Origin of the sequence: Xenorhabdus bovienii SS-2004, from assembly GCF_000027225.1 — a bacterium.
Taxonomy (GTDB): Bacteria; Pseudomonadota; Gammaproteobacteria; order Enterobacterales; family Enterobacteriaceae; genus Xenorhabdus; species Xenorhabdus bovienii_C.
The window spans coordinates 64,594-87,458 of the sequence record NC_013892.1 but is presented as its reverse complement, the minus strand read 5'-3'; the positions used below and the strand labels follow the sequence as shown (position 1 = coordinate 87,458).

Genomic DNA, 22,865 nt, shown 5'->3' with positions numbered 1-22,865 from the left:
GCCTGTCGGCAAACAACGTTAAAACATACCGTGGCGATGCAGCGCTTGCGCATCCTCCGGTACCGGTGTGATAGCATCCCAAAGCTCAGCCACTTTGCCGTTCTCAATGCGCCATAGCTCAAAGTAGCTGTGACGTACTCCGGCAATACTTCCCTCCGAGTGGCTCAGAACAAACTGCCCGTCGGCGACTGTATGGTGGATTTTGGCATAATGCAGGCCCTGCCCTTCATCCTTGAGTTGCTTAAGAAACTCAATGACCGCAACCGTACCATCAGGAATATCCGGGCTGTGTTGACGAAACTCTTCACCATTGGTGTAGTTTCCAAACTCATCATAGTGTTCTTCGATCAGGGTACGGGTGAAAAAGTTAACCACCAGCTCGCGGTTCTTCTCTCTGTCATGGCTATAGCCCGTTTCAGTCGGGCCGTCTAACTGAGTTCGGCCACTGGTGTTGGGCGCGGACTGCGGCACTAAGCCGTCCCAGTGCTCCACAATTAAACCATCGGCAACCCGGTACAGATCGAAACCGACCAACGGCTGCTCATCTAATCCCGTAAAACGGCCGTGAATAGCAACTAAGTCACCATCCTGTAGTACGCGATACATTTCATGGTGCAGTTCAGGATGTGCCTGAACCCGCTCACGCAATCCGGCGAACCCCTCTTTAACCAACGGAGAATGTTCGATGAAATTTGGCGCAAAATAACGTTCAAGCGCCCTCACATCACGATCAGTAAACAGCTCGTGGTGCGCACGCGATACCAAGTCACGTGAAGATCTATTTTGAACCATTATGGGTACCCTGTATTAGTCGTTGGAACTCATCACGTGTTTGATACGCGTATATTCATCGAAACCATAAGCCGACAGATCTTTACCGTATCCAGAGTTCTTGAAGCCGCCATGGGGTGCTTCTGCCGTAAGAGGAATATGGGTGTTAATCCAGACTGTTCCAAAGTCAAGCTCACGAGACAGGCGCAACGCGCGACCATGGTCGCGGGTCCAGACACTGGAGGCCAGTCCGTATTTCACATCGTTAGCTTTCTCGATAGCATCCTGTTCTGTTAGAAACTTCTGTACTGTGATAACAGGGCCAAAAATTTCGGTCTGAATCATTTCATCTTCTTGCTCCAGACCAGTAATCACCGTAGGTTCAAAGTAATATCCCGAACGATCAGCCTGACGACCTCCTGTTTCGATACGGGCATGAGCGGGCAGACGTGCAAGGAACCCTGTGACCTGCTCCAACTGGCGAACATTATTAAGCGGCCCATACAGCGCCTCTTTATCTTCTGGATCGCCAAAACGGGTAGCTTTAGCTGCCGCCACCAGTTTAGTGACGAAAATATCGTAAACAGATTCATGCACCAGCACACGTGAAGCTGCCGTGCAGTCCTGACCGGCGTTGAAATACCCTGCGGTAACAATGGTTCCCACGGCTTTGTCTATATCCGCATCGGCAAAAATAACCACCGGCGCTTTGCCACCCAGCTCCAGATGCGCTCTGGTGAGATTAGCTGCCGCCGAAGACGCAACCTGCAAACCGGCACGTACGGAACCGGTGATGGAAACCATAGCCGGCGTTTTGTGTGAAACGACCAGAGAACCTGCGCTGGCATTACCCAGCACCACGTTGAAAGTGCCGGCAGGGAAGAACGGAGCGGACAGTTCAGCCAGCAACAGAGTACTTTCCGGCGTAGTATCGCTCGGTTTAAGCACCACGGTATTACCTGCTGCCAGAGCAGGAGCTATCTTCCACACCGCCATCATCAACGGATAGTTCCATGGAGTAACCTGCCCTACCACGCCCAGCGGTTCACGCCGGATACTGCTAGTCATACCAGAAAGATATTCCGCTGTAGCCTTGCCTTCCAGAAAACGAGCTGCACCGGCGAAGAAGCGGATATGATCCACCGACGTCGCAATCTCCTCGGAGGCAATCAGGTGCTTAAGCTGCCCTGTATTACGGCTTTGCGACTCAATCAGACGTTCAGCGTTTTTTTCCACCGTATCAGCCAGCGCTAGTAACGCCTGCTGACGTGCAGAGGGTGTACTGCGTCCCCATATTTTAAATGCCTCTTTAGCCGATGCATAAGCATCATCAACATCCGCTACAGTCGCGTTAGGAGAACGCGCATAAGCTTTACCAGTGACCGGGCTGACCAGATCAAAATACTCGGAACCTTGAGACTCAATATACTGACCATTAATGAAATGCTTAAACGTTGGTACCGGCATGCTTACCCCCGATGGATTGAATGCATAAAATATAACCTATGATTTAATATATTTAATAGTTGCATTTTCGTCAAACTTGTAGCAAAAATGTAAAATAAAGAAGTCATTCATATACATACATGTAACTTTCTGCATTTCCATCAGGAAAAATATGTAGATCTGTGAGCAAGATCGAGGATCTTATATTTGACGGACTGGATAGTACGAACAAACTGAACAGCGTGTGTGTCTAGGCTATCGATGAAATCCGGACTTGCAGAGCTACCGCATCCGGCTCCTGACAGACCCATGTCCCCATACAGTTTCAGCGGGAATTGAACATTAAATGGGGTTTCCAGTTCGCTGGATGGGGTCCAGTGGAAAAATTGACAAAAATGTAAAGTTACTAAAACCTCAATAAGTTACTTAATTATATTTATAAAAAAGTATACTATTTTGGTTATGTTGGAAAAAATCTATCAAAAGTGCTGTTCTAAGTTAATTATCAAATAGTTATAGACGTTAAGATAAACCACTAATATCTCAAACTTATCAAACTTGTCAGTTTTTCCACAGACTTCCTAACGGATTGAATAAAATCAATAATATGAGGTTAATCGTATGAGTTACTTATTTATGTAATTTTCGATAGATAAAATTAAAAATATTTAAAATTACAATTGTTCCTTATGGAGGAGTAATGCATGATTTTGTGCTTTTTTAAAGGGTTAATTGTTATATGATTGATATGGCTATTTTTTATATAAAGATGTTATATTCTAATTGTTAATTCATGATAGGAGATGTCGTATGGATGAGAGAGAATAATTGATGCAGAAAATAAGTAACTTATTGATCAATAGTCCGGTGAAATCAGAGGATAAGCTGGCTGTGATGATGATGTTTTGTTTTCAACTATTGTCATCAACTCAGACAGATGGGGTGAATATGCGTGTTTCTGATGGCAGAGTCTTATCATTAGAATTAGAAACATTGAAATTATAAACTTATATCATAATTGATTGTTTTTGGTTTAGTTGTAGCCGGTGTATTATATTATCTTGATGATAAATATCAAGTAAGTGAGAAACTCATAGAAGCATTGAGAAATGAAGAAGCAAAAAAAAGGTTTCGGGAGCACTTAGCAAACCCAAAATATAATATGCCAAGACCTCCAATTTTTTATAGGTAAAATATTATTAATAAAAAAAATAAAATTCACATAACTCTACCAAATAGAATTTTTTGTGTAGTAATGTCAATTATTTTCTTATTTATTACAACATTGTTTTTATATTTTTCTTGGAGGGACTTCATGTCATTCATTAACATGAATGACATAATATATTTTTCTTGGAGGGTGTTTTTTGCATGTTTTGGCTTGCCAATAGTTTACTATATGTTTGGTTTGGCAATAAAAAATTGTTTATTAAATAAACCATCGCCATTTTATGGTTTTTTTTTGAATTTATGCGTGTTGATTTTTATATTATCTATCGTGGCTAGTTTTCCTGTATCTATATATGCTGATCATAAATTGAAAAAATCTGGTTATATTAAATGTGAAAAAACTTCTTTAATTGCACCTAATAAATATGTCAAAAATATGAAGGTGTGTAATTAAAAATATAAAACTAAGCATATGGTTACATATGCTTAGTTTGTTTTTTACAATACTCTGTCTTCCCATATACTATACGCAATTAACTTGAAGATGCGGGTTTTAAAATCTGGAAGTTATCAGTCAACCGAGTGGTGAGTTCTTTCGCTTTTTCTGGCAATGTGACATGAAAAAAGTGGCGCAGCGTTTCACGGAATGTTTTGGTATCCGGAAAATAGACATTGTTTCGTACCTGCTCATTCACATACTTCCATAATCGCTCAATCGGGTTGAGATTAGGGCTGTAAGGCGGCAGGTAGTGCAACTCAATATTCAAAACCTCGGCAAAAAATTGGACGACTCCGGAACGGTGATAACCCGCACCATCCAGAATAATGTGGATTTTTTGCGAAAGTGGATAGGTTTCCCGGATTGAGCCGAAAAAAAGGACGACATTTTTCGCGTTAATCGTCGGATATTCACGAACAATAGTCTCTTCAATCCGTTGTAAATTAAGGGCACCCATGATGTTGAGTCGAGTACGACTGCCTGTGGTTTCAACCACTTTGACGTGCTTCCGCCCGCTCTTCATCCAGCCATAACTTAATTTTGTGGACAGGGTCGGGTGAACCGCATCAATAAATAAAATAGGCGCATTCTGGCCACATTCTTCTTTCAGCGCGTTGTAGGTTTCAATAAACTGTTGCTGTTTATCCGCATCAAATTTATGCGGAGCACCCATTGGCTTCTTGTAGCTGAAACCTTGACGGTGAAGCCATTTCGTCATTCCTGCGACAGTGAAAGTCACCTGCCATCGTGCCCGAACATAGGCCACAATTTGTGCGGTAGTGTGCATCAAATTTGCCATCAGATACTCAACTAATTCTGTTGTTTGTTCGGCAGACAAACGGCTTTCAGAGCCCCCATTTTCAGGGGCGAGTTTTTCCTCAGAGAAGTAATCTTTCAGATGGCGGCTCACCGTACTTTCATGGATCCGCAAAGCCTGAGCAATCATCTGGGCAGTCCAGCCTTCTGAGGCCAAAAGCACGGCCTTGATGCGGTCACGTACTCGTCCATCGCGAGTCGTATCATGCATCAATTCGAGGGCGTCTTTTTGGGCATCTGTTAGATTAATTTTCATGGGCGCAATCATGATCTGATACAAATGAAAAATCAAGCATCTTCAATGACGACGGGTATATAGGCAGATGTACCTGCCGTTATATGATTCCATGATATAGATTTATAGTTTAATGTAACTTTTTCATATGGCATCATATCGTGATCATTTATAGAATGTGGGTATACACAGGAGATATCTGTGATAGTGGCTTCCGTAATTTTTACTTCGTAGAATAATTCTAATTGCCCTGTTTGGCTTGTTCTATAAAAAATAAAACCGCCATTCAGTGATTCATTGGAGTCTATTGCCATTGCCAGTAGTGGTGATGACTTGTCAATTGGTTTGATGAACTGTATTGGCTGGTGACTCACGTTCTGCTGGCGTGAAATTGCATGATTCAGGCTGAGTACCTGTATTTGATCTTCGTGCCCTTTTTGATACCGATTTCCTATAGAATCAAGCGTTGAACACCCTGCTGATATTAAGCCCTGCTTCTTACCATTTAATGTTAGATATATCATGTATGACATACAGAGTTCCATCTTAGTTATGTTTAAATAATGTGGTTTCTTACGTAATTTAAATAAAAATTACGTTAACATATTAAAAAAATTGCAATAGATACGTCAAGGGGCTAGCGGATGGCCAGCGTTGCGTGAATAAATATCCTGTAAGCATGAATGGATATCAGTAACATTGCCGTTAATAAAACGTCCTACGATATTCATGGCCTTTTCTCCAATAAATCAGTCATTAATTCCACAATTGCTTATAGATGGTTACCATTTCCGCAATAGTTGGATGTGACCTCTCTGGCAGTTATCTGATGCAGGGTATTTTACGGCACTGGTTTGTTACCCTGGCTCAGTTGTCAGGACGATGTTGTTTTCATAATCAGTACACTTTACCGGCGATCCCGTGTAAAGATCGACTTTTTAGCTATACCTCTAAATTTGGTTAAAAAAACACTTTACAAACGATAATAAGAACGATTATCATTACTATTACTTTCAGTGCACCACCTTCAGGGTCATATGAAAGTACGACATTGCTCACATTGCTTCCAGTGTTTATTTTTATAGCCAACTTGAATGTTGGCTTTTTTTTATACTTAACTCAACTTAGCTACAGCTACTATTCAAAAATTTTGAATTTTAAGATTAAATTTACAATCTTTTATATTTCAAGCCTTCAATTAGACTACAAAAAACATTGAGGGATTTTGAAAATGATCTACTTACGTAAAGCTTCAGAAAGAGGTCACGCCAATCACGGCTGGTTGGACAGCTGGCATACGTTTTCATTTGCTGACTATTATGACGCCAATTTCATGGGATTCTCTGCCCTTAGGGTGATTAACGAAGATGTAATTGATGCCGGACAAGGGTTTGGCATGCATCCTCACAAGAATATGGAAATCCTGACCTATGTGCTTTCCGGTACAGTCGAGCATCGGGACAGTATGGGAAATCAGGGGCAAATTTCCGCCGGAGAGTTCCAGATTATGAGCGCAGGAACCGGTATCCGTCACTCTGAGTATAATCCGCATGATAGTAGCAAACTTCACCTGTACCAAATCTGGATCATGCCGGAAAAAAATGACCTGCCACCGCGCTACGAGCAACGCTGCTTTGATTCTGCCAAAGGTCGCCAGTTAATCCTTTCGCCCGATACTCGCGATGACTCGTTAAAAGTATTTCAGAATATGATTTTATGGCGTTGGGCACTGAAAAACGGCGAAACAGACGAGTATGATATAGAAAAATCGCGAAAAATCTGGATTCAGGTTGTTCGTGGCGAAGTGACTATCAATGGCGTTCAAGCGACCACCAGCGATGGCATCGCTATCTGGGATGAATCTCATCTTCAATTAATTGCCAGCCAAGAGAGCGAAATCCTGCTGTTCGACCTGCCACCTAACTGATTGCTGATTAATGTTCGATGAATGAAAAAACCCTATCCAGCCAGATAGGGTCTTACGTGGTTTGCTGTGAATTTAACACGGCAGCTATTACAGATTAGGCCCTGCTTTCACCAATGCAGCACCTGCGGCTGTATCAGTATATTTGTCAAAGTTATCGACAAAACGCTGTGCCAGATCTTTAGCCTTAACATCCCATTCAGATTTATCCGCATAGGTGTTACGTGGATCAAGAATGCCTGTATCCACGCCTGGCAATGCTGTCGGTACAGCTAAGTCAAAGATCGGCAGCTCAATGGTATCTGCATCTTCAATATCACCATTCAGGATCGCGTCTATAATCGCACGGGTATCTTTGATAGAGATGCGTTTACCTGTGCCATTCCAGCCAGTATTGACCAGATAAGCTTTCGCACCTGATGCCTGCATCCGCTTAACCAGCACTTCTGCGTACTGAGTCGGATGCAGTGACAGGAATGCCGCACCAAAGCAGGCAGAGAACGTTGGCGTAGGTTCTGTCACACCACGTTCAGTTCCCGCCAGCTTCGCCGTAAAACCAGACAGGAAGTGATACTGGGTCTGTTCTGGCGTCAGACAGGAAACCGGAGGCAATACACCGAAAGCGTCAGCGGTCAAGAAAATCACTTTAGTGGCATGTCCGGCTTTCGATACTGGCTTAACGATGTTTTCGATATGGTAGATAGGATAAGAAACGCGGGTATTTTCGGTTTTAGAACCGTCATTGAAATCGACTGTGCCATCCGCCAGCACGGTAACGTTTTCCAGCAGAGCATCACGGCAGATCGCGTGATAAATATCCGGCTCTGCTTCTTTGGAGAGGTTAATGGTTTTCGCGTAGCAGCCACCTTCGAAGTTAAACACGCCGTCATCATCCCAGCCGTGCTCATCATCACCAATCAGCTTGCGTTTCGGATCGGTGGAAAGCGTGGTTTTACCTGTACCAGACAAGCCGAAGAAAATGGCAACATCGCCTTCTCCACCCACGTTGGCAGAGCAGTGCATGGATGCAATACCTTTCAATGGCAGCAGGTAGTTCATTATTGAGAACATTCCTTTTTTCATTTCGCCGCCGTACCAAGTACCACCAATCAACTGCATACGTTCTGTCAGGTTAAAGGCAACAAAGTTCTCAGAATTCAGCTCTTGTTCCTTCCACTGCGGGTTGGTACATTTCGCCCCGTTCATCACAATAAAATCAGGCGTGAAGTTAACTAATTCTTCATCCGATGGGCGAATAAACATGTTTTTGACAAAATGAGCCTGCCACGCCACTTCGGTGATAAAACGCACTTTCAGGCGGGTATCCGCATTTGCGCCGCAAAATGCATCTACGACAAACAAACGTTTGCCTGAAAGCTGCTGCGTAACCAATCCCTTGAGCTGAGACCAGGTTTCCTGACTGAGCGGTTTGTTATCGTTTTTACCTTTTCCCTGATCAGCCCACCATACGGTATCGCACGTCACATCGTCGCGGACAATATATTTATCTTTGGGAGAACGCCCCGTGAAAATCCCTGTATCTACCGCAACCGCACCAAGATGGGTCAGTGTGCCACGCTCATACCCTTGCAGTGAGGGCTGAGTTTCTTCAGAGAATAACAATTCATAACTTGGGTTATAAACAATCTCGCTAACATCACAAATACCATAAACCGCAAGTTCCTGCGCAGTAATGCCTTTAACGCTCATGTGTTGCTCCTGATCAGTTACACTTTTCTCGGCGGGGAATAATAAATAATTATGACTAATTAACAGCGATTGTTATCAAAAAATTGAAATTGCATTACTTTTTTTAGGTTTATATGAGACGCAGGACACGGAATGAAAGGATTAATGAACACATAAAAAAGGGCGTATATTACGCCCTGAAAAAATAATTAATCGCATCAGTGAAGCAGTTCTTTTTTCACAATCTTTATTTCGCTGATATCTTTATCATTGAAAATATAGTGCATACCACAGAATTCACATTCCATATCGATTTTGCCATCTTTGAGCAAAATCTCCTGAAGATCAGCATCCGGCAGCGTCACCAGCGTATCAGCACAGCGTTGGTGAGAACAGGTACAGCGGAATTCAACCTGTTGCGGCTCATACAGCGTCACATCTTCTTCATGATAAAGACGATGCAAAATTTCTTTCACATCCAGCGTAAACAGCTCTTCTCCCTTGATGGTCGCAGTGAGTTGTACCAGATGATCAAGCAGGTCTTCACTGCCTTCCTGTGCGCCGGGCAGGATCTGTAATAACATGCCACCCGCCGCCATTTTTCCATCCAGTATTCCCGTACGGATAAACAGTCTGGTTGGCAATTGTTCCGACTGCTTGAAGTACGCATCCAGACATTCTGCCAGCGTCTCCCCTTCCAGCGCGACAACGCCCTGATAACGTTCACCTTCTGTTGGCGTAACAGTAATAACCATATAACCATTACCGACCATATCCCGCAGGCTGCTCGCAGCATCCACATCACCATCAATACGGGCAGTGCCACGCATCTGCTGTTGATTATTACCATTAATGACCGCCAGTCTGACTGGCCCATCACCTTGAATCTGTACGGTTATATCTCCGTTGAATTTCAATGTGGCAGTCAACAGGCTGGTTGCGACCAACAATTCACCTAATAACTGCTGTACGGGCAAAGGGTAATGGTGATTTTCCATCATCCGCTGGTACGTTTCACTGACGGAAACGAGTTCTCCCCGGACAGAATGGCTTTCGAACAAAAAGCGGTGTAATTGATCATGCTTGGTCATAAATCTCTCTCATCTCACTGAGACGGTTATTCCGGCTCGTTTAATTTCGTGTTCTTAAATTTAATCAGTGTACGCCGCTCTTTCTTATCTGGGCGGCGATCGGGATGCGGCATCGTGAGCACATTCATTTTACGGGCCAATGCCGTTTTTTCCCGATTGATAATGCTTTTTTCCGTTTCCTGATAAAGTTGCTGGGCTTCAGTGGCGCTGCGTCTGTGACTGTTCAATGCTAAAACAGTCACTATTTTCTCTTCATTTCCCTGACGCAGTTTAATTTCTGCATTCAACTCAACCAGTTTACTCGGTTTACTCCGCTGCCCATTATAATGAACTTTTCCCCCATCAATCATTTCACGCGCGATGGAGCGGGTTTTGTAAAAACGGGCAGCCCAGAGCCATTTATCGAGGCGCATAGTCTGATCCGTGTCTGAATTCGGCATGGTTGTTTCTCCCAAATGTCTAATCGAAGCTGGCAAAAAACGGATTGAGGGTAACACAGCCCGCAGACTCATCGCTAATCCATCGGCGGCTGTTTCGAGTTGAAACAATTGTCGTAGTACTCGCCTATACGCTGGAGCCGCACCTTATTTTTCTGCCTTTTGCTTATTATCAGAATGGCATTGATGCTCAATATCGCCATGAGTATTGCCAGAAAGAAGCAGCTTCCCAGATAACGAATAAGAGTCACGGAGTCGGGTTCACTATGCAAGGTGATACGGCGAGTCTCATTTGCGTCTTCGGACAATTTCGTCACAATTCCGACAGCTTCAAATGGAGCACTCAACAGTATTTCAGCTAACCGCTGTAATTCCCTCCACTGATCCAGTGCGCTGTATTCATAGGTAAGAAATGGTAAATAAGGCAATTCAACCAATTTATTCCCTTCCTCGCTGATCAGCAGGACGCCCCCCGGCGATGGGCTGTTCAGCAGTATGCTTATTTTATCAATTTCCCGATAAATAAATGATGCTGTGGTGGTATCAATTAACTTTTCCAGTGCATCTGCGCTTACTGAACGTAATAATACTTTGGTTCCATTCAGTTTCCCTCTTTCAGCCTGTTTCAATAGATCATTCCAATCCTCAGCATTGCTCAGATTGACCAGTGCGCTTTTCAGACGAATACAGTCAATCTCGTCCATGCACAAATTATGCGTCTTCAAGATGACTTGCGAAAAATTGTCGAGTAATGTCATACCCGATTTCGCAATGGCTTCATTCAGGTCAGAGTTGGTTTTCCGGCTACGTTCAATCGGGTGTAATTGCTCATTGACCGTTGTAATCAATGTTGATGCATTTTCGATAATATCTGATTCCGGAATGGGCAATGGGCTATCGTTATTCCAGTAGATGCCAGTGCAGTCAAACGCAGTAAATATATGTTTGATTCCACCGGGATTATCATTCAGTCTGGGTGGTATGTAGCACATCCCTATGCCTTTAACTCGCAGTACATCGCCTTCCTTCAGAGGCATATTTTGCAGTTCAGTGACGCTGGTGATGACCTGAGTATTACTCCCATACAGCCATGCAAAACTGAGCCGCATAGATAAGCTCACGGGCTGGTAAAAATAAAGTACCAACATAGCACAAATGGAAAAAACCACCAGTATCAGGTTTTTTCTATAGCGCTGATAAGGATAGTGTTTTTCTTCCTCATGCAATGAGAGGTAGCGCCCCTGCTGAACGACATGGCAATTGGTATATATATCAACATCAGTATTTTGGTCAAGCTCACGAACGACGTACGGCTCCCAATGTGAGGGATAGATAAGATCAATACCCCCCAGAGAGATATTCCTCCGCTGTTCCGGTTCAGATTCACTGAATATACCCCAACGTTTCGGAATACCATTAAAGCAGCTAATATTCAAAATGTTACGCGGAGAAGGTGACCGGAAAGTCAGCCAGAAGCTGGTAATCAGAAACAGAACAGCGGCCAACATTAGCCACGGTAATATGGGCGTTGGCATGAAAAGAGCCAAAAACCAGAGCGACAAGCCAATACACATGAGAATGCCTTCCAGAATGCCTGTTGAACGACGCAGACGATTCTCTTCCGGCGTTTCCTTGCGGATATACAAAAAATTGGCAATGGAATTGCCGTTTTTTTGGATTGAAGCCTGTGCCGTTTGTTTCACGATTCGCGCGATGGACAGATCTTGCTGATAATCTTTCAGGAAGTGGCCATTCACGGCAATAACAAGAGGCATGAATGTGGTTTGAACAATCTCAATCGTATTCTGCTGCTTAATGAATGACTCAAGTAACGCAGGAAGATGTATCTCCATTTCATCAACATAATAGCGCCAATACTGCGATTCATCCGTAGCGACAGAAAAGCGGTTGATGGTGTGATTGATGGTATAAACCGTATCATTTTTGACAGACAGTGCTGGTTGGCCTGATCTGTGGCTCCTATCTGGCTGCATCAGGGACAGAGCATTTTGCAAATAAGAATCAATTGCCTGATATTCATCAGCATTCAGCTTACGATGGCCTGTTTTGGCGATTGACGGTAGATAACGCGCGTTATCAGGCCGCTTCCATCTGAAAGTCAGAAAGGAAACCATTATAATCATGCTAGTGATAAAAATAGCCAATATAATGACTAGTGAACTCATTTCTTATCCACGCCCATGACAGCAATAAAGAGACTGGCAGAATAACAACCTGACAAAAATACGCAGATTCAGGCTATTTCTATTCTTACCTTCTATTTTTAATGTTATTAACAAAAGGTTAAATAAATTTTATTACACCATTTCGCAAAATAAAGCCTTTTGTGCAGCCGTAAGATAGCAACAAAAATACATACAAGCGATAATCGCTATCATTTACTGGCATAATCGGCCATATTAAAGCAAAGTTTGGATGCGTATCCAATTTCATCACAAAAATTGAATTTACCAAGAATTTTTCGGTGATTGGATGCATCATTTTTCAATGAGCCAGTGTATGGCAACCATCAGGGGCAAGCATGATTGATCAGAAGATACCTAAAATATTGAATATAAATGACGTTGCCCATTCCCGTTTATTCAATATTCAGTCTGTTAATCTTGAGTTCAGCAATGGTGTAAAGCGAGTTTATGAACGCATGAAACCCTCCAATCGTGAAGCAGTACTGATCATTCCCGTGATCGGCGATGAGTTACTCCTTATCCGTGAGTATGCCGTTGGCATTGAACAATACGAATTGGGTTTTCCAAAGGGTGCTATTGATGCGGGAGAGAGCACCCTTGAAGCTGCCAATCGTGAACTGAAGGAAGAAGTGGGATTCGGGGCAGCCAAACTGGAACTGCTGACAAAACTGACAATGGCTCCCTCCTATTTTTCCAGCAGGATGAATATTGTCATTGCTCAAGATCTTTATCCCGAATGTTTGGAAGGAGATGAGCCAGAACCGCTGGTACAGGTTCGCTGGCCAATCGCAGATATGATGTCTTTGCTGGAACATCCCGATTTCAACGAAGCCAGAAACGTCAGCGCCCTGTTTTTTGCACAACGATACCTGCAAGCATCAAGCAATGGAACGCGTTAAAACCTATCCCAATCGACAGGTATGTGCTTTCAAATTTCTGCTTTTGCGGCTGAGTTTACTACTCCCTAGTCACATTGTTATCTATATGCCTGGGGATCCACTCACTTGCTATCGCGCTACAACTTGAAATCTATTCGCAATAAAAGATAACGCCTCTTAATATTAATCCTGTACCCTTTTTAAGCCGCCAATCTGACAAAAAATATCAATCACTTAAATTAAAATAATTACCATAAATAATATTAATATGGGTAAAAAGCTTTTCCCTTTATTAAAAATAATTAATAAATATGATCGTTATTACTCCCCAATAAAAAACCTTCTTTCTATTGATTAATAAAACACTTAATCCAGCCAATTGAAATCAAGTATTTTTTTAAAATGATCAGATTAAAAATATATACGCAATTAACTTGAAGATGCGGGTTTTAAAATCTGGAAGTTATCAGTCAACCGAGTGGTGAGTTCTTTCGCTTTTTCTGGCAATGTGACATGAAAAAAGTGGCGCAGCGTTTCACGGAATGTTTTGGTATCCGGAAAATAGACATTGTTTCGTACCTGCTCATTCACATACTTCCATAATCGCTCAATCGGGTTGAGATTAGGGCTGTAAGGCGGCAGGTAGTGCAACTCAATATTCAAAACCTCGGCAAAAAATTGGACGACTCCGGAACGGTGATAACCCGCACCATCCAGAATAATGTGGATTTTTTGCGAAAGTGGATAGGTTTCCCGGATTGAGCCGAAAAAAAGGACGACATTTTTCGCGTTAATCGTCGGATATTCACGAACAATAGTCTCTTCAATCCGTTGTAAATTAAGGGCACCCATGATGTTGAGTCGAGTACGACTGCCTGTGGTTTCAACCACTTTGACGTGCTTCCGCCCGCTCTTCATCCAGCCATAACTTAATTTTGTGGACAGGGTCGGGTGAACCGCATCAATAAATAAAATAGGCGCATTCTGGCCACATTCTTCTTTCAGCGCGTTGTAGGTTTCAATAAACTGTTGCTGTTTATCCGCATCAAATTTATGCGGAGCACCCATTGGCTTCTTGTAGCTGAAACCTTGACGGTGAAGCCATTTCGTCATTCCTGCGACAGTGAAAGTCACCTGCCATCGTGCCCGAACATAGGCCACAATTTGTGCGGTAGTGTGCATCAAATTTGCCATCAGATACTCAACTAATTCTGTTGTTTGTTCGGCAGACAAACGGCTTTCAGAGCCCCCATTTTCAGGGGCGAGTTTTTCCTCAGAGAAGTAATCTTTCAGATGGCGGCTCACCGTACTTTCATGGATCCGCAAAGCCTGAGCAATCATCTGGGCAGTCCAGCCTTCTGAGGCCAAAAGCACGGCCTTGATGCGGTCACGTACTCGTCCATCGCGAGTCGTATCATGCATCAATTCGAGGGCGTCTTTTTGGGCATCTGTTAGATTAATTTTCATGGGCGCAATCATGATCTGATACAAATGAAAAATCAAGCATCTTCAATGACGACGGGTATATTTTACGCTGGATAGCAATCATTGACAGGCCATAGTGTAACCATACCAATCTGCCAAAAAACATAAACCTGCGTTATGGATTGGTAATAAGAATAAGTTCTCTAATTCATCACACTTCTTATTTAAAAGGTATGATTAATAGTCAATATTCTGGAATCAACAACCCGCTATAAGACGCTTTTTAATGATAAAAGAGCGCTTAGAGAACAGATTTTGATAAGCTGATAATAATAAAAAGCCCCGTCCGTTTCCCGACAGGGCTTTTTTCCTTGATTCCTGTAGTCAATCAGAACAGTTCCTGACTCTCTCCATTCTCAGTGACTGTCGTTCCTGCTTCTGGGACGGCATATTCCGTTGGTTGTGTACCTTCAATGAAATATTCCTTACGGGTATTGCCCCCACCATTGGATAGCTTACCCGTCGCACGATCAATGGTAACAGAAACGATGCCTGCTGGTGGTTCCATCACTTTTACCGGTACACCTTCCAGCGCCACTTTCATGAAATCATTCCAAATAGGTTGAGCACTTTTCGCTCCGCCTTCACCTTTCAGGGCGGGTGTACGCCCCAGAGATCTACTATGCTCATCGAAACCAATCCAGACCGTGGCAACCATATCAGGGCCATAACCAGAGAACCACGCATCTTTCGAGCTGTTTGTCGTTCCTGTTTTGCCCCCGATATCCCGGCGTTTCAAATCACGGGCTGAACGCCAGCCTGTCGCCATCCAACCCGGTTCACCAAAGACATTGGTATTCAAGGCATCATGAATCAGGAACGCCAGCGGCGTACTGATGACATGAGGCGCGTACTGCTGATCATCGTTGTTCACATTAACCGGAGCACGCTCTAACTCTGACTGTGGCTGAGTCGAATTTTGCGTAACATTGGAATGGGTCACGTTCTCAATCGAATCTTCGGACAACTCAATGGAATGCGCTGTATCACCATAAATCACCGGAATATTTTCACACTGTGGGCAGGCTAGTTTCGGTTTAGCTTCAAACAATACCTTTCCTTCATCATTTTCAATTTTAGTGATGAAGTAAGGATCAACCAAATAACCGCCATTCGCCATCACTGCATAGCCACGCACCATTTGCATTGGTGTGAAAGAAGGAGAACCCAGCGCCATCGATTCCGTCCGCACGACATTTTCCCCCGGCAAGCCAAACCGGCGCAGATAGTCAGCGGCATAATCCACCCCCATCGCACGCATGGCTCGAACCATGACCACGTTCTTGGATTGCCCCAATCCTTGACGCAGACGAATCGGTCCATCGTAAGACGGCGGTGAGTTTTTAGGACGCCAATCCGTTCCAGCTCCCGCATCCCAACGGCTGATAGGCACGTCATTAAACATAGATGCCAACGTCAGCCCTTTGTCCATTGCAGCGGTATACAGGAATGGCTTGATGTTAGAACCCACCTGACGCAGAGATTGGGTCACGCGGTTAAACTTGCTTAGCTCGAAATCAAACCCACCGACCAGCGCTTCTACCTCACCATTCATCGGGTTGAGAGATACCAACGCCGCGTTAACTTGAGGTAATTGTGCCAGCCACCAGATATCATTGACTTTTCTGACCCAAACCTGTTCACCGGCTCGAATCACTTCATTGACACTGCGTGGTGCCGCTCCTTGCAGACTGTCAGATTTAAATTGACGCGCCCAACGAACGCCCGCCATAGTCAGTTCAACTTTATTGCCATCCACCAGCATAGCTTCAGCCTGAGTCGCACTGGACTTCGTGACCACCGCAGGCAGCAATGAGCCATATTTGGACAGAGTTTTCAGCTTATCAACAATTTGGCTCTGGCTCCATGCTGACTGGCTGACAGTCCATAACACTTCCTGTGCACCGCGATAGCCATGACGCATATCATAATCAATTACATTTGCACGGACGGCATCAACGGCAGCCAATTGGACTTTACGAGTAATGGTGGTATAGACCTTATATCCATCGGTATAGGCATTTTCACCATAACGGTTAATCATTTCCTGCCGTACCATTTCAGTCAGATAAGGCGCAGAGAAGACAATCTGTGGTGAATGATAACGGGCAACCAATTTCTCACTTCTGGCTTCATTGTACTGCTGCTGGGTAATGTACCCTTCTTCCAGCATGCGCACCAACACCACATTACGACGGCTGACTGCACGATCATAAGAATAGAGCGGGTTTAAAGTAGAAGGTGCTTTCGGCAGTCCGGCAATCATCGCCATCTCACTCAAAGTCAACTCATTGGCATTCTTACCAAAATAGACGTTAGCCGCAGCCCCTACACCGTAAGCACGATTACCAAGGTAAATTTTGTTGAGGTATAGCTCCAGAATTTCATCCTTCGTCAGCAGTTGTTCGATCTTAATCGCCAGAAACGCTTCTTTCGCCTTACGTATCAGCGTCTTCTCTCTGCTGAGGAAAAAGTTTCTCGCCAACTGTTGAGTAATGGTACTCGCCCCTTGGGAAGCGTGACCAGAAGTCATCATGACCGAAACCGCACGGATAACGCCAATGGGATCAACACCATGGTGTTCATAAAAACGGCTGTCCTCAGTGGCAATAAAGGCTTTTACCATCAAAGGCGGCATTTCGGAAAGGGTTAGCGGCAGACGACGTTTTTCACCATATTGCGCCATCAACTCGCCATCAGCACTGTACACCTGCATTGGTGTCTGCAATCGGACATCCTTTAAAGTCGCGACATCTGGTAACTGCGGCTCGATATATTTGTACAAACCAAAAATCGAGGCGGTTCCCAATAAAATGCAAACAACGACAAGGATCAAAAAATATTTTATGAACTTCACCTGAAATTTCTCACGCCATGTTAATCGGGCAGTTTATAAACGATTAGTACGTAGTATAAAGGCTATACAGCACTATGGATATGACCTTTCATTAATAGCAGATATGGAGATCGCGACATGTATTTATCAAAATGGTATATCGGACTGGATGTCCATGAACATTACATTAATGCTTTCGCAGCCATTAAACGCCGTGATGGCTGGCAACTTCGCCATTGCTGGCAATATCGTTTATCAAGCGACATTATTTCAGGAGGACGGCTACAACATCCTGAAAAATTAGGCCACATTTTAATGCAATGGCGGCGAAAATTACCTAAAAAGATTAGCTTACGATTAACATTACCTGTTCAACAAACCTTACAGAAGCAGATCGCCCTACCTACCCATACTCTATTGCAAGAGCCAGAACTCGGCTGGTTTGTTCATGCCAATGCCGAAAAACAATTCCCTGTCAGTGATCTTGCGTTGGATTATCGAGTACGAGGTCAGCAAATTTGTATCAGTGCCACCCGGCAAAAAGATCTCAACCTCTGGCTTAAGCTGCTCGCAGACATCGATTTATCCCCCGATGCCATTGATATTTCTCCCTGCGCATTGCGCTATATTGCCAAACTCGCGGGCGTTCCCGATGACGGCTGGTTGATCCACAAACGCATAACAGACTGGCTATGGGTTACCCCCGCCAGTAGCCCTTTTGGTTATGGGTTGATATCAATACAGACACATCCGCATCTGGCACAAATCATCAGCCAGTTACCTGTTTTATCAGACATGGCCAGCCCTGAGATTTATTACAGTGACGAACAGCATGCTATACCCGCAGAACCCGTTCATGTCTGGCACATGCAGACCGCATTTCGCCATTACCAGCTCCCATTACCCGAAAAAACAGATGCCTTCATTATCGCTGCGGGGCTGGCACTGAGGCCGGATGATCAATGATGTATCAGGTTAATTTTTTACCGTGGCGTCAGGCAAGATTAAAACGCCTATGCCGGAAATGGGGGCTATTGCTTTGCCTGCAATTAATACTCTGCATATCTGTACTAACGTTTATTTCCGTGCAGCAAAAAAACAAAATTGCGCAACATCACGACAAATTAACAGAAATTAGCCACCAATTAATGCAGTTACAGCAAAATATCCAAGAAAGCGAACACGCTATTCAACATCATCAGCAATTGACACAACAATTAAGGAAAAAACAGACATTCATGGAACAGAACCAAAGATATTTACAGTTATTTCGTCAACTCCCTCATTTGTTGCCGGAAAAAAGCTGGCTTACTGCATTCAGTGACGACACCGGCCAATTGGTTTTTGCCGCCAGCAGTCAAAACTACGATGATGTCTCGGACTTACTGGATAACCTGACCGACAATGCCTCACTGAACAATGTCCAACTGAAAAAAATGAGCACCACGGAAGAACATCTCAAGATATTTACTATCGATGCCAATTGGTTAATGGGAGCACCTGATGAAAAGTAATTATCTTGTGTGGTTTCATCGTCCAGCATGGCAGTTGTTTCTGTTGCAGCAATTGCCAGTTATTCCACTCATATTGGGTTTCTATTTTTGGGTCTGGCAGGAGAATGAGTACGCAATCCATGACCTCCAGCTCAATCTCACAGAGCAGAAACACAATTCGGCGTTATCCGAAAAACGTATCGCCGAGTTACCCAATTTACCCGATATCCGACAGCAGATTCAGCAATTGACGGCAGAACTCAGCCAAGGCAATAATATTTTGCCCAACAATATCCCGCAAAAAAATGCCACCGTACTCAAACGCCTTCATCAGCCCTTAACCAGCTCTGGCAGTCAGCTCATGGAGTGGAAAAGCCATAGGGAAGGCAACCAGATTTTCTGGCACATCATGCTGTCACTGAGCTATGACCAACTCCTCCATTTCCTCAATGAAATCCAACAAGTACAACCTGTTTTGCTGATCAAACACCTCACCATCATCCCTGTCGATAACGATCTGACTGTCCGCATGGTGCTGTCAGATGTCCTCCATGAGGGATAATCATGAACAGTCATTTTTTTATTTTGCTGGCTTGCCTGTTTCTGTTACTGCCAATCCTCGCTTCTGCCGAAGAAATTAACACATGGAAAGAAACAGAGAGCGAAAAAGCGGTGAGAAATCCGTTCCAGCCACCAAAAAACGAATTAGATGAACAACTCGAATTTTTCCCAGCAGAAAGAGATGAACAGGAGCAAGAGATTGAATATCAGTCGATTACTCTGCAATACGCTGACGCAGGGCAGATCGCCGAACAATTACAGAAAAATACTCCGGCTCTACTGACAAAATGGGGAAAAGTTGAACACGATACCATGACCAACAGCCTGATACTGGAAGATAAGTTTGATGCCATTACCCGCATCAAAGGTTGGCTGAAAGAAGTGGATACGCCACAACAACAAGTACAAATTACGGCTCATATTGTTACCAGCAGCAGAGAGGCTCTGCATGAGTTGGGAATTCACTGGGGCATGGCTGCTGATCCACTAAATCGCTCAATAGGCCTCAACCGTTTGAATTTGCATCAATCCGCAGGTAATCAAAGCCACCGACTGGTACTGAACACTGCCCGCATCCATGCAAGCCTGCTGGAAATGGAGCTCAGTGCACTGGAGCAGGAAAACCAACTGGATATCATTGCCAGCCCAAGGCTGACAGCCTCACACCAACAGCCAGCCAGCATTAAGCAAGGTTCTGATATCCCTTATCTCGTTCAGGACAAGGACAAAACGACGATTCAATTTAAGGAGGCGGTATTAGGTATGGAAGTGACTCCACACATATTGAGAAAAGGGAAAATCCGTTTAGCGCTAAAAATCAGCCAGAATGCTCCTGGACTGCCCATTAGTCAGGGAGGAAATGAAAATCTGGCGATAGATAAACAGGAAATCGTGACACAGGTTACCGTCAGAAACGGGGAAACCCTGATTCTTGGTGGCATTTTTCAGCAGAAAAAAGGCGCTAGCCTGCAAAAAGTCCCTTACTTGTCTGATCTTCCACTATTGGGTGCATTATTTAACCAAAAAGGAGAACAGCACAGCCGAAGGGAACTCGTAATTTTTATCACACCTCAACTGACCGATATTTGACCAATACAAAAAATATGCAATAAATATCAAACAATTAATAGGAATAATTACGTCTTTTTAACCAGATTTTCTACTATTTTTCTTGGTCTGACCTGTTTATGGATTTGACGCTGGGAGTAATTTAGCATACAAGGATTATCTAATTGAGTGAGCGGGTCTAACATCACAAGTAAGAGTCTACCCCAATAAACATAAAGTAGGCTCACAGTCAGCCAACAAAGCATAAACCAGACTACAACGGTTCGTGCCAGATATATATAGTTGCAATACAGGTTGATGTACTGAGATAATTTTCCCATCTGATCTCACATTCTCACTCATGAGGTTTCAGTTTAGGTCCCGTGGCTAATCTGATTGGCGGGGCGGGTTATCATTAACAAATAGTCTTAGTAATACCAAAAACATGGCAGAGAAACGCAATATCTTTCTGGTTGGGCCTATGGGTGCCGGCAAAAGCACTATTGGTCGTCAGTTAGCTCAGCAACTCAATATGGAGTTTTACGACTCTGATCAAGAAATTGAGCGACGTACCGGAGCTGACGTGGGCTGGGTATTTGATGTGGAAGGCGAAGAAGGCTTCCGCGATCGTGAAGAAAAAATAATTAACGAATTGACTGAAAAACAAGGCATCGTACTGGCAACGGGTGGGGGTTCTGTTAAATCAAAAGAAACCCGTAATCGTCTGTCTGCCCGTGGTGTGGTTGTCTATTTAGAAACAACCATCGAAAAACAGTTAGCTCGTACTCAGCGTGATAAAAAACGTCCTTTACTTCAAGTGGATGCACCAGCACGCGAAGTTTTAGAAAATTTAGCTGATGAGCGCAACCCTCTCTACGAGGAAATTGCTGATCTGACTATCCGTACAGATGAGCAAAGCGCCAAAGTTGTTGCTAACCAAATCATCGAATTACTGGAAAAAAACTGATTTACGCTGGTGTGCACAGCAGCAAACGATAAGGCGAAAGCTGATATGGAACAAGTAACTGTTACGTTAGGTGAAAGAAGCTATCCGATTGCCATAGCCCAAGGGCTATTTTCTAGCGATGAGGCATTCAAGTCCCTGCAAGCTGGTCAGCAGGTCATGATAGTGACCAACGAGACGCTGGCTCCCCTGTATCTTGAACAGGTGAAATCCACATTGCAGGGGATGGGCCTTCGGGTAGACGAAGTTATCTTACCTGACGGTGAACAGTACAAATCACTTTTTGTGGTCAATGACATTTTTTCCGCTTTACTGGAAAATAATCATGGTCGTGACACAACGCTTATCGCTCTCGGTGGTGGTGTAATCGGTGATATGACAGGGTTTGCCGCCGCTTGCTATCAACGCGGCATTCGCTTCATCCAAATACCCACCACATTACTTTCTCAGGTTGACTCTTCCGTCGGTGGAAAAACCGGCGTCAACCATCCCCTCGGCAAAAACATGATAGGGGCCTTTTATCAGCCAGCATCCGTTATTATTGATATCAATTGCCTGAAAACATTACCTGCTCAAGAACTGCATGCAGGACTGGCTGAAGTTATCAAATACGGCATCATTCTGGATGGTGAATTTTTTAACTGGCTCGAAAGCAATATCGAACAATTACTGGCTCTCGATAATCAGGTAATAGCTTATTGCATTCGTCGCTGCTGTGAACTCAAGGCATGGGTTGTCGCTGCTGATGAACAAGAACGCAATGGGATGCGGGCACTATTAAATCTCGGCCATACCTTTGGGCATGCTATTGAAGCTGAAATGGGTTATGGTGTCTGGCTGCATGGTCAGGCGGTTGCTGCGGGTATGGTGATGGCAGCACGGACATCTGAACTTATGGGCACGTTCTCAAAACAGGATACTCAGCGCATTATCAGTTTGCTGGAACGGGCAAAACTTCCAGTCAACGGCCCAGTGGAAATGTCTCCAGAAATCTATTTGCCACATATGATGCGCGATAAAAAAGTCTCTGCGGGAAAATTGCATCTGGTACTGCCTACAGCGATTGGGAAAGCAGAGCTTCGTTCTGATATCGGGTCTGATGTTATATTGGACGCCATCCACCTATGCCTGCCATCGACCAGCTAAATACACGATTATCTGAATATGGCGAAATATTCCTTCTGGGAATAAAAGCTTGAATAATGAATCATTTTCTAGCTGTTATGCTAAAAAATAGCTACATTATCAGATATAACATTATTGGTTTTAGTTAGATCAGGCTGCCAAGCCTCTAAAATAACAATTGGCAGTATTAT

The 22,865-nt window shown here is 43.9% G+C and carries 19 protein-coding genes; 9 read left to right on the top strand and 10 right to left on the bottom strand.

Annotation, left to right across the window (positions count from 1 at the left end; translation table 11 throughout):
* Positions 1 to 18 precede the first annotated feature (18 nt).
* Together XBJ1_RS00360 and XBJ1_RS00355 are read right to left on the bottom strand one after the other, a co-directional pair.
* Positions 19 to 792, bottom strand: a complete 774-nt coding sequence (locus XBJ1_RS00360) for a nuclear transport factor 2 family protein (RefSeq protein ID WP_012986701.1) — start codon at positions 790 to 792, stop codon at positions 19 to 21.
* Between the two features lie 15 nt (positions 793 to 807).
* A complete protein-coding gene (locus tag XBJ1_RS00355) occupies positions 808 to 2,238 on the bottom strand; it encodes a gamma-aminobutyraldehyde dehydrogenase (RefSeq protein WP_012986700.1) in 1,431 nt (476 codons plus the stop codon).
* A gap of 1,234 nt (positions 2,239 to 3,472) precedes the next feature.
* On the opposite strand from XBJ1_RS00355, the gene XBJ1_RS22845 reads away from it, so the two are divergent.
* Positions 3,473 to 3,841: a DUF1240 domain-containing protein gene (locus tag XBJ1_RS22845; RefSeq protein WP_080515928.1), complete on the top strand. Its 369-nt coding sequence runs from the start codon at positions 3,473 to 3,475 to the stop codon at positions 3,839 to 3,841.
* 79 nt (positions 3,842 to 3,920) lie between these two features.
* On the opposite strand, the gene XBJ1_RS00345 is transcribed toward XBJ1_RS22845, so the two are convergent.
* The gene (locus tag XBJ1_RS00345; protein WP_041573280.1) at positions 3,921 to 4,958 is read right to left on the bottom strand and encodes an IS630 family transposase; all 1,038 of its coding nucleotides are present in this window, start codon (positions 4,956 to 4,958) and stop codon (positions 3,921 to 3,923) included.
* 32 nt (positions 4,959 to 4,990) lie between these two features.
* Complete coding sequence (locus XBJ1_RS00340; protein WP_012986696.1) at positions 4,991 to 5,470, bottom strand: Hcp family type VI secretion system effector; 480 nt, start codon at positions 5,468 to 5,470, stop codon at positions 4,991 to 4,993.
* Positions 5,471 to 6,168: 698 nt separating this feature from the next.
* Between XBJ1_RS00340 and XBJ1_RS00335 the strand changes: the two genes are divergently transcribed.
* Positions 6,169 to 6,864 (top strand): pirin family protein, encoded by a 696-nt coding sequence (locus XBJ1_RS00335; protein WP_012986694.1) that lies wholly within the window; start codon positions 6,169 to 6,171, stop codon positions 6,862 to 6,864.
* Between the two features lie 87 nt (positions 6,865 to 6,951).
* Here XBJ1_RS00335 and pckA read toward each other — a convergent pair whose 3' ends face one another.
* The 4 genes from pckA to XBJ1_RS00315 all read right to left on the bottom strand — a co-directional run bounded on the left by pckA (position 6,952) and on the right by XBJ1_RS00315 (position 12,264).
* The gene (pckA, locus tag XBJ1_RS00330) at positions 6,952 to 8,571 is read right to left on the bottom strand and encodes a phosphoenolpyruvate carboxykinase (ATP) (RefSeq protein WP_012986693.1); all 1,620 of its coding nucleotides are present in this window, start codon (positions 8,569 to 8,571) and stop codon (positions 6,952 to 6,954) included.
* A 197-nt stretch (positions 8,572 to 8,768) separates the two neighbouring features.
* A complete protein-coding gene (gene hslO / locus XBJ1_RS00325) occupies positions 8,769 to 9,641 on the bottom strand; it encodes an Hsp33 family molecular chaperone HslO (protein ID WP_012986692.1) in 873 nt (290 codons plus the stop codon).
* Positions 9,642 to 9,667: 26 nt separating this feature from the next.
* Positions 9,668 to 10,081, bottom strand: coding sequence for a ribosome-associated heat shock protein Hsp15 (gene hslR / locus XBJ1_RS00320; protein ID WP_012986691.1), 414 nt, complete (start codon positions 10,079 to 10,081; stop codon positions 9,668 to 9,670).
* A 74-nt stretch (positions 10,082 to 10,155) separates the two neighbouring features.
* A complete protein-coding gene (locus tag XBJ1_RS00315) occupies positions 10,156 to 12,264 on the bottom strand; it encodes an IgaA/UmoB family intracellular growth attenuator (RefSeq protein WP_038198206.1) in 2,109 nt (702 codons plus the stop codon).
* 356 nt (positions 12,265 to 12,620) lie between these two features.
* Here XBJ1_RS00315 and nudE point away from each other — a divergent pair, with 356 nt between their 5' ends.
* Positions 12,621 to 13,184 (top strand): ADP compounds hydrolase NudE, encoded by a 564-nt coding sequence (gene nudE, locus XBJ1_RS00305; protein ID WP_038198204.1) that lies wholly within the window; start codon positions 12,621 to 12,623, stop codon positions 13,182 to 13,184.
* Positions 13,185 to 13,592: 408 nt separating this feature from the next.
* Here the strand turns inward: nudE and XBJ1_RS00300 are convergent, their stop codons facing one another.
* Positions 13,593 to 14,630 (bottom strand): IS630 family transposase, encoded by a 1,038-nt coding sequence (locus XBJ1_RS00300; protein ID WP_041573280.1) that lies wholly within the window; start codon positions 14,628 to 14,630, stop codon positions 13,593 to 13,595.
* Between the two features lie 346 nt (positions 14,631 to 14,976).
* Positions 14,977 to 17,505, bottom strand: a complete 2,529-nt coding sequence (mrcA, locus tag XBJ1_RS00295) for a peptidoglycan glycosyltransferase/peptidoglycan DD-transpeptidase MrcA (RefSeq protein WP_038198202.1) — start codon at positions 17,503 to 17,505, stop codon at positions 14,977 to 14,979.
* Between the two features lie 117 nt (positions 17,506 to 17,622).
* Here mrcA and pilM point away from each other — a divergent pair, with 117 nt between their 5' ends.
* From pilM to aroB, 6 genes are all read left to right on the top strand, one after another.
* Positions 17,623 to 18,450, top strand: coding sequence for a pilus assembly protein PilM (gene pilM / locus XBJ1_RS00290; protein WP_012986686.1), 828 nt, complete (start codon positions 17,623 to 17,625; stop codon positions 18,448 to 18,450).
* Positions 18,447 to 18,998 (top strand): PilN domain-containing protein, encoded by a 552-nt coding sequence (locus XBJ1_RS00285; RefSeq protein WP_038198201.1) that lies wholly within the window; start codon positions 18,447 to 18,449, stop codon positions 18,996 to 18,998. The genes pilM and XBJ1_RS00285 overlap by 4 nt, the downstream gene beginning before the upstream one ends.
* A complete protein-coding gene (locus XBJ1_RS00280) occupies positions 18,988 to 19,539 on the top strand; it encodes a hypothetical protein (protein ID WP_012986685.1) in 552 nt (183 codons plus the stop codon). Before XBJ1_RS00285 ends, XBJ1_RS00280 begins: the two co-directional genes overlap by 11 nt.
* A 2-nt stretch (positions 19,540 to 19,541) precedes the next feature.
* Positions 19,542 to 20,627, top strand: a complete 1,086-nt coding sequence (gene pilQ, locus XBJ1_RS00275) for a type IV pilus secretin PilQ (protein WP_012986684.1) — start codon at positions 19,542 to 19,544, stop codon at positions 20,625 to 20,627.
* 403 nt (positions 20,628 to 21,030) lie between these two features.
* Positions 21,031 to 21,552, top strand: a complete 522-nt coding sequence (gene aroK / locus XBJ1_RS00270) for a shikimate kinase AroK (RefSeq protein WP_012986682.1) — start codon at positions 21,031 to 21,033, stop codon at positions 21,550 to 21,552.
* A gap of 45 nt (positions 21,553 to 21,597) precedes the next feature.
* Entirely contained in the window at positions 21,598 to 22,695 is a 1,098-nt protein-coding gene (gene aroB, locus XBJ1_RS00265) for a 3-dehydroquinate synthase (protein ID WP_012986681.1), read from the top strand.
* The last annotated feature ends 170 nt before the right edge of the window (positions 22,696 to 22,865 follow it).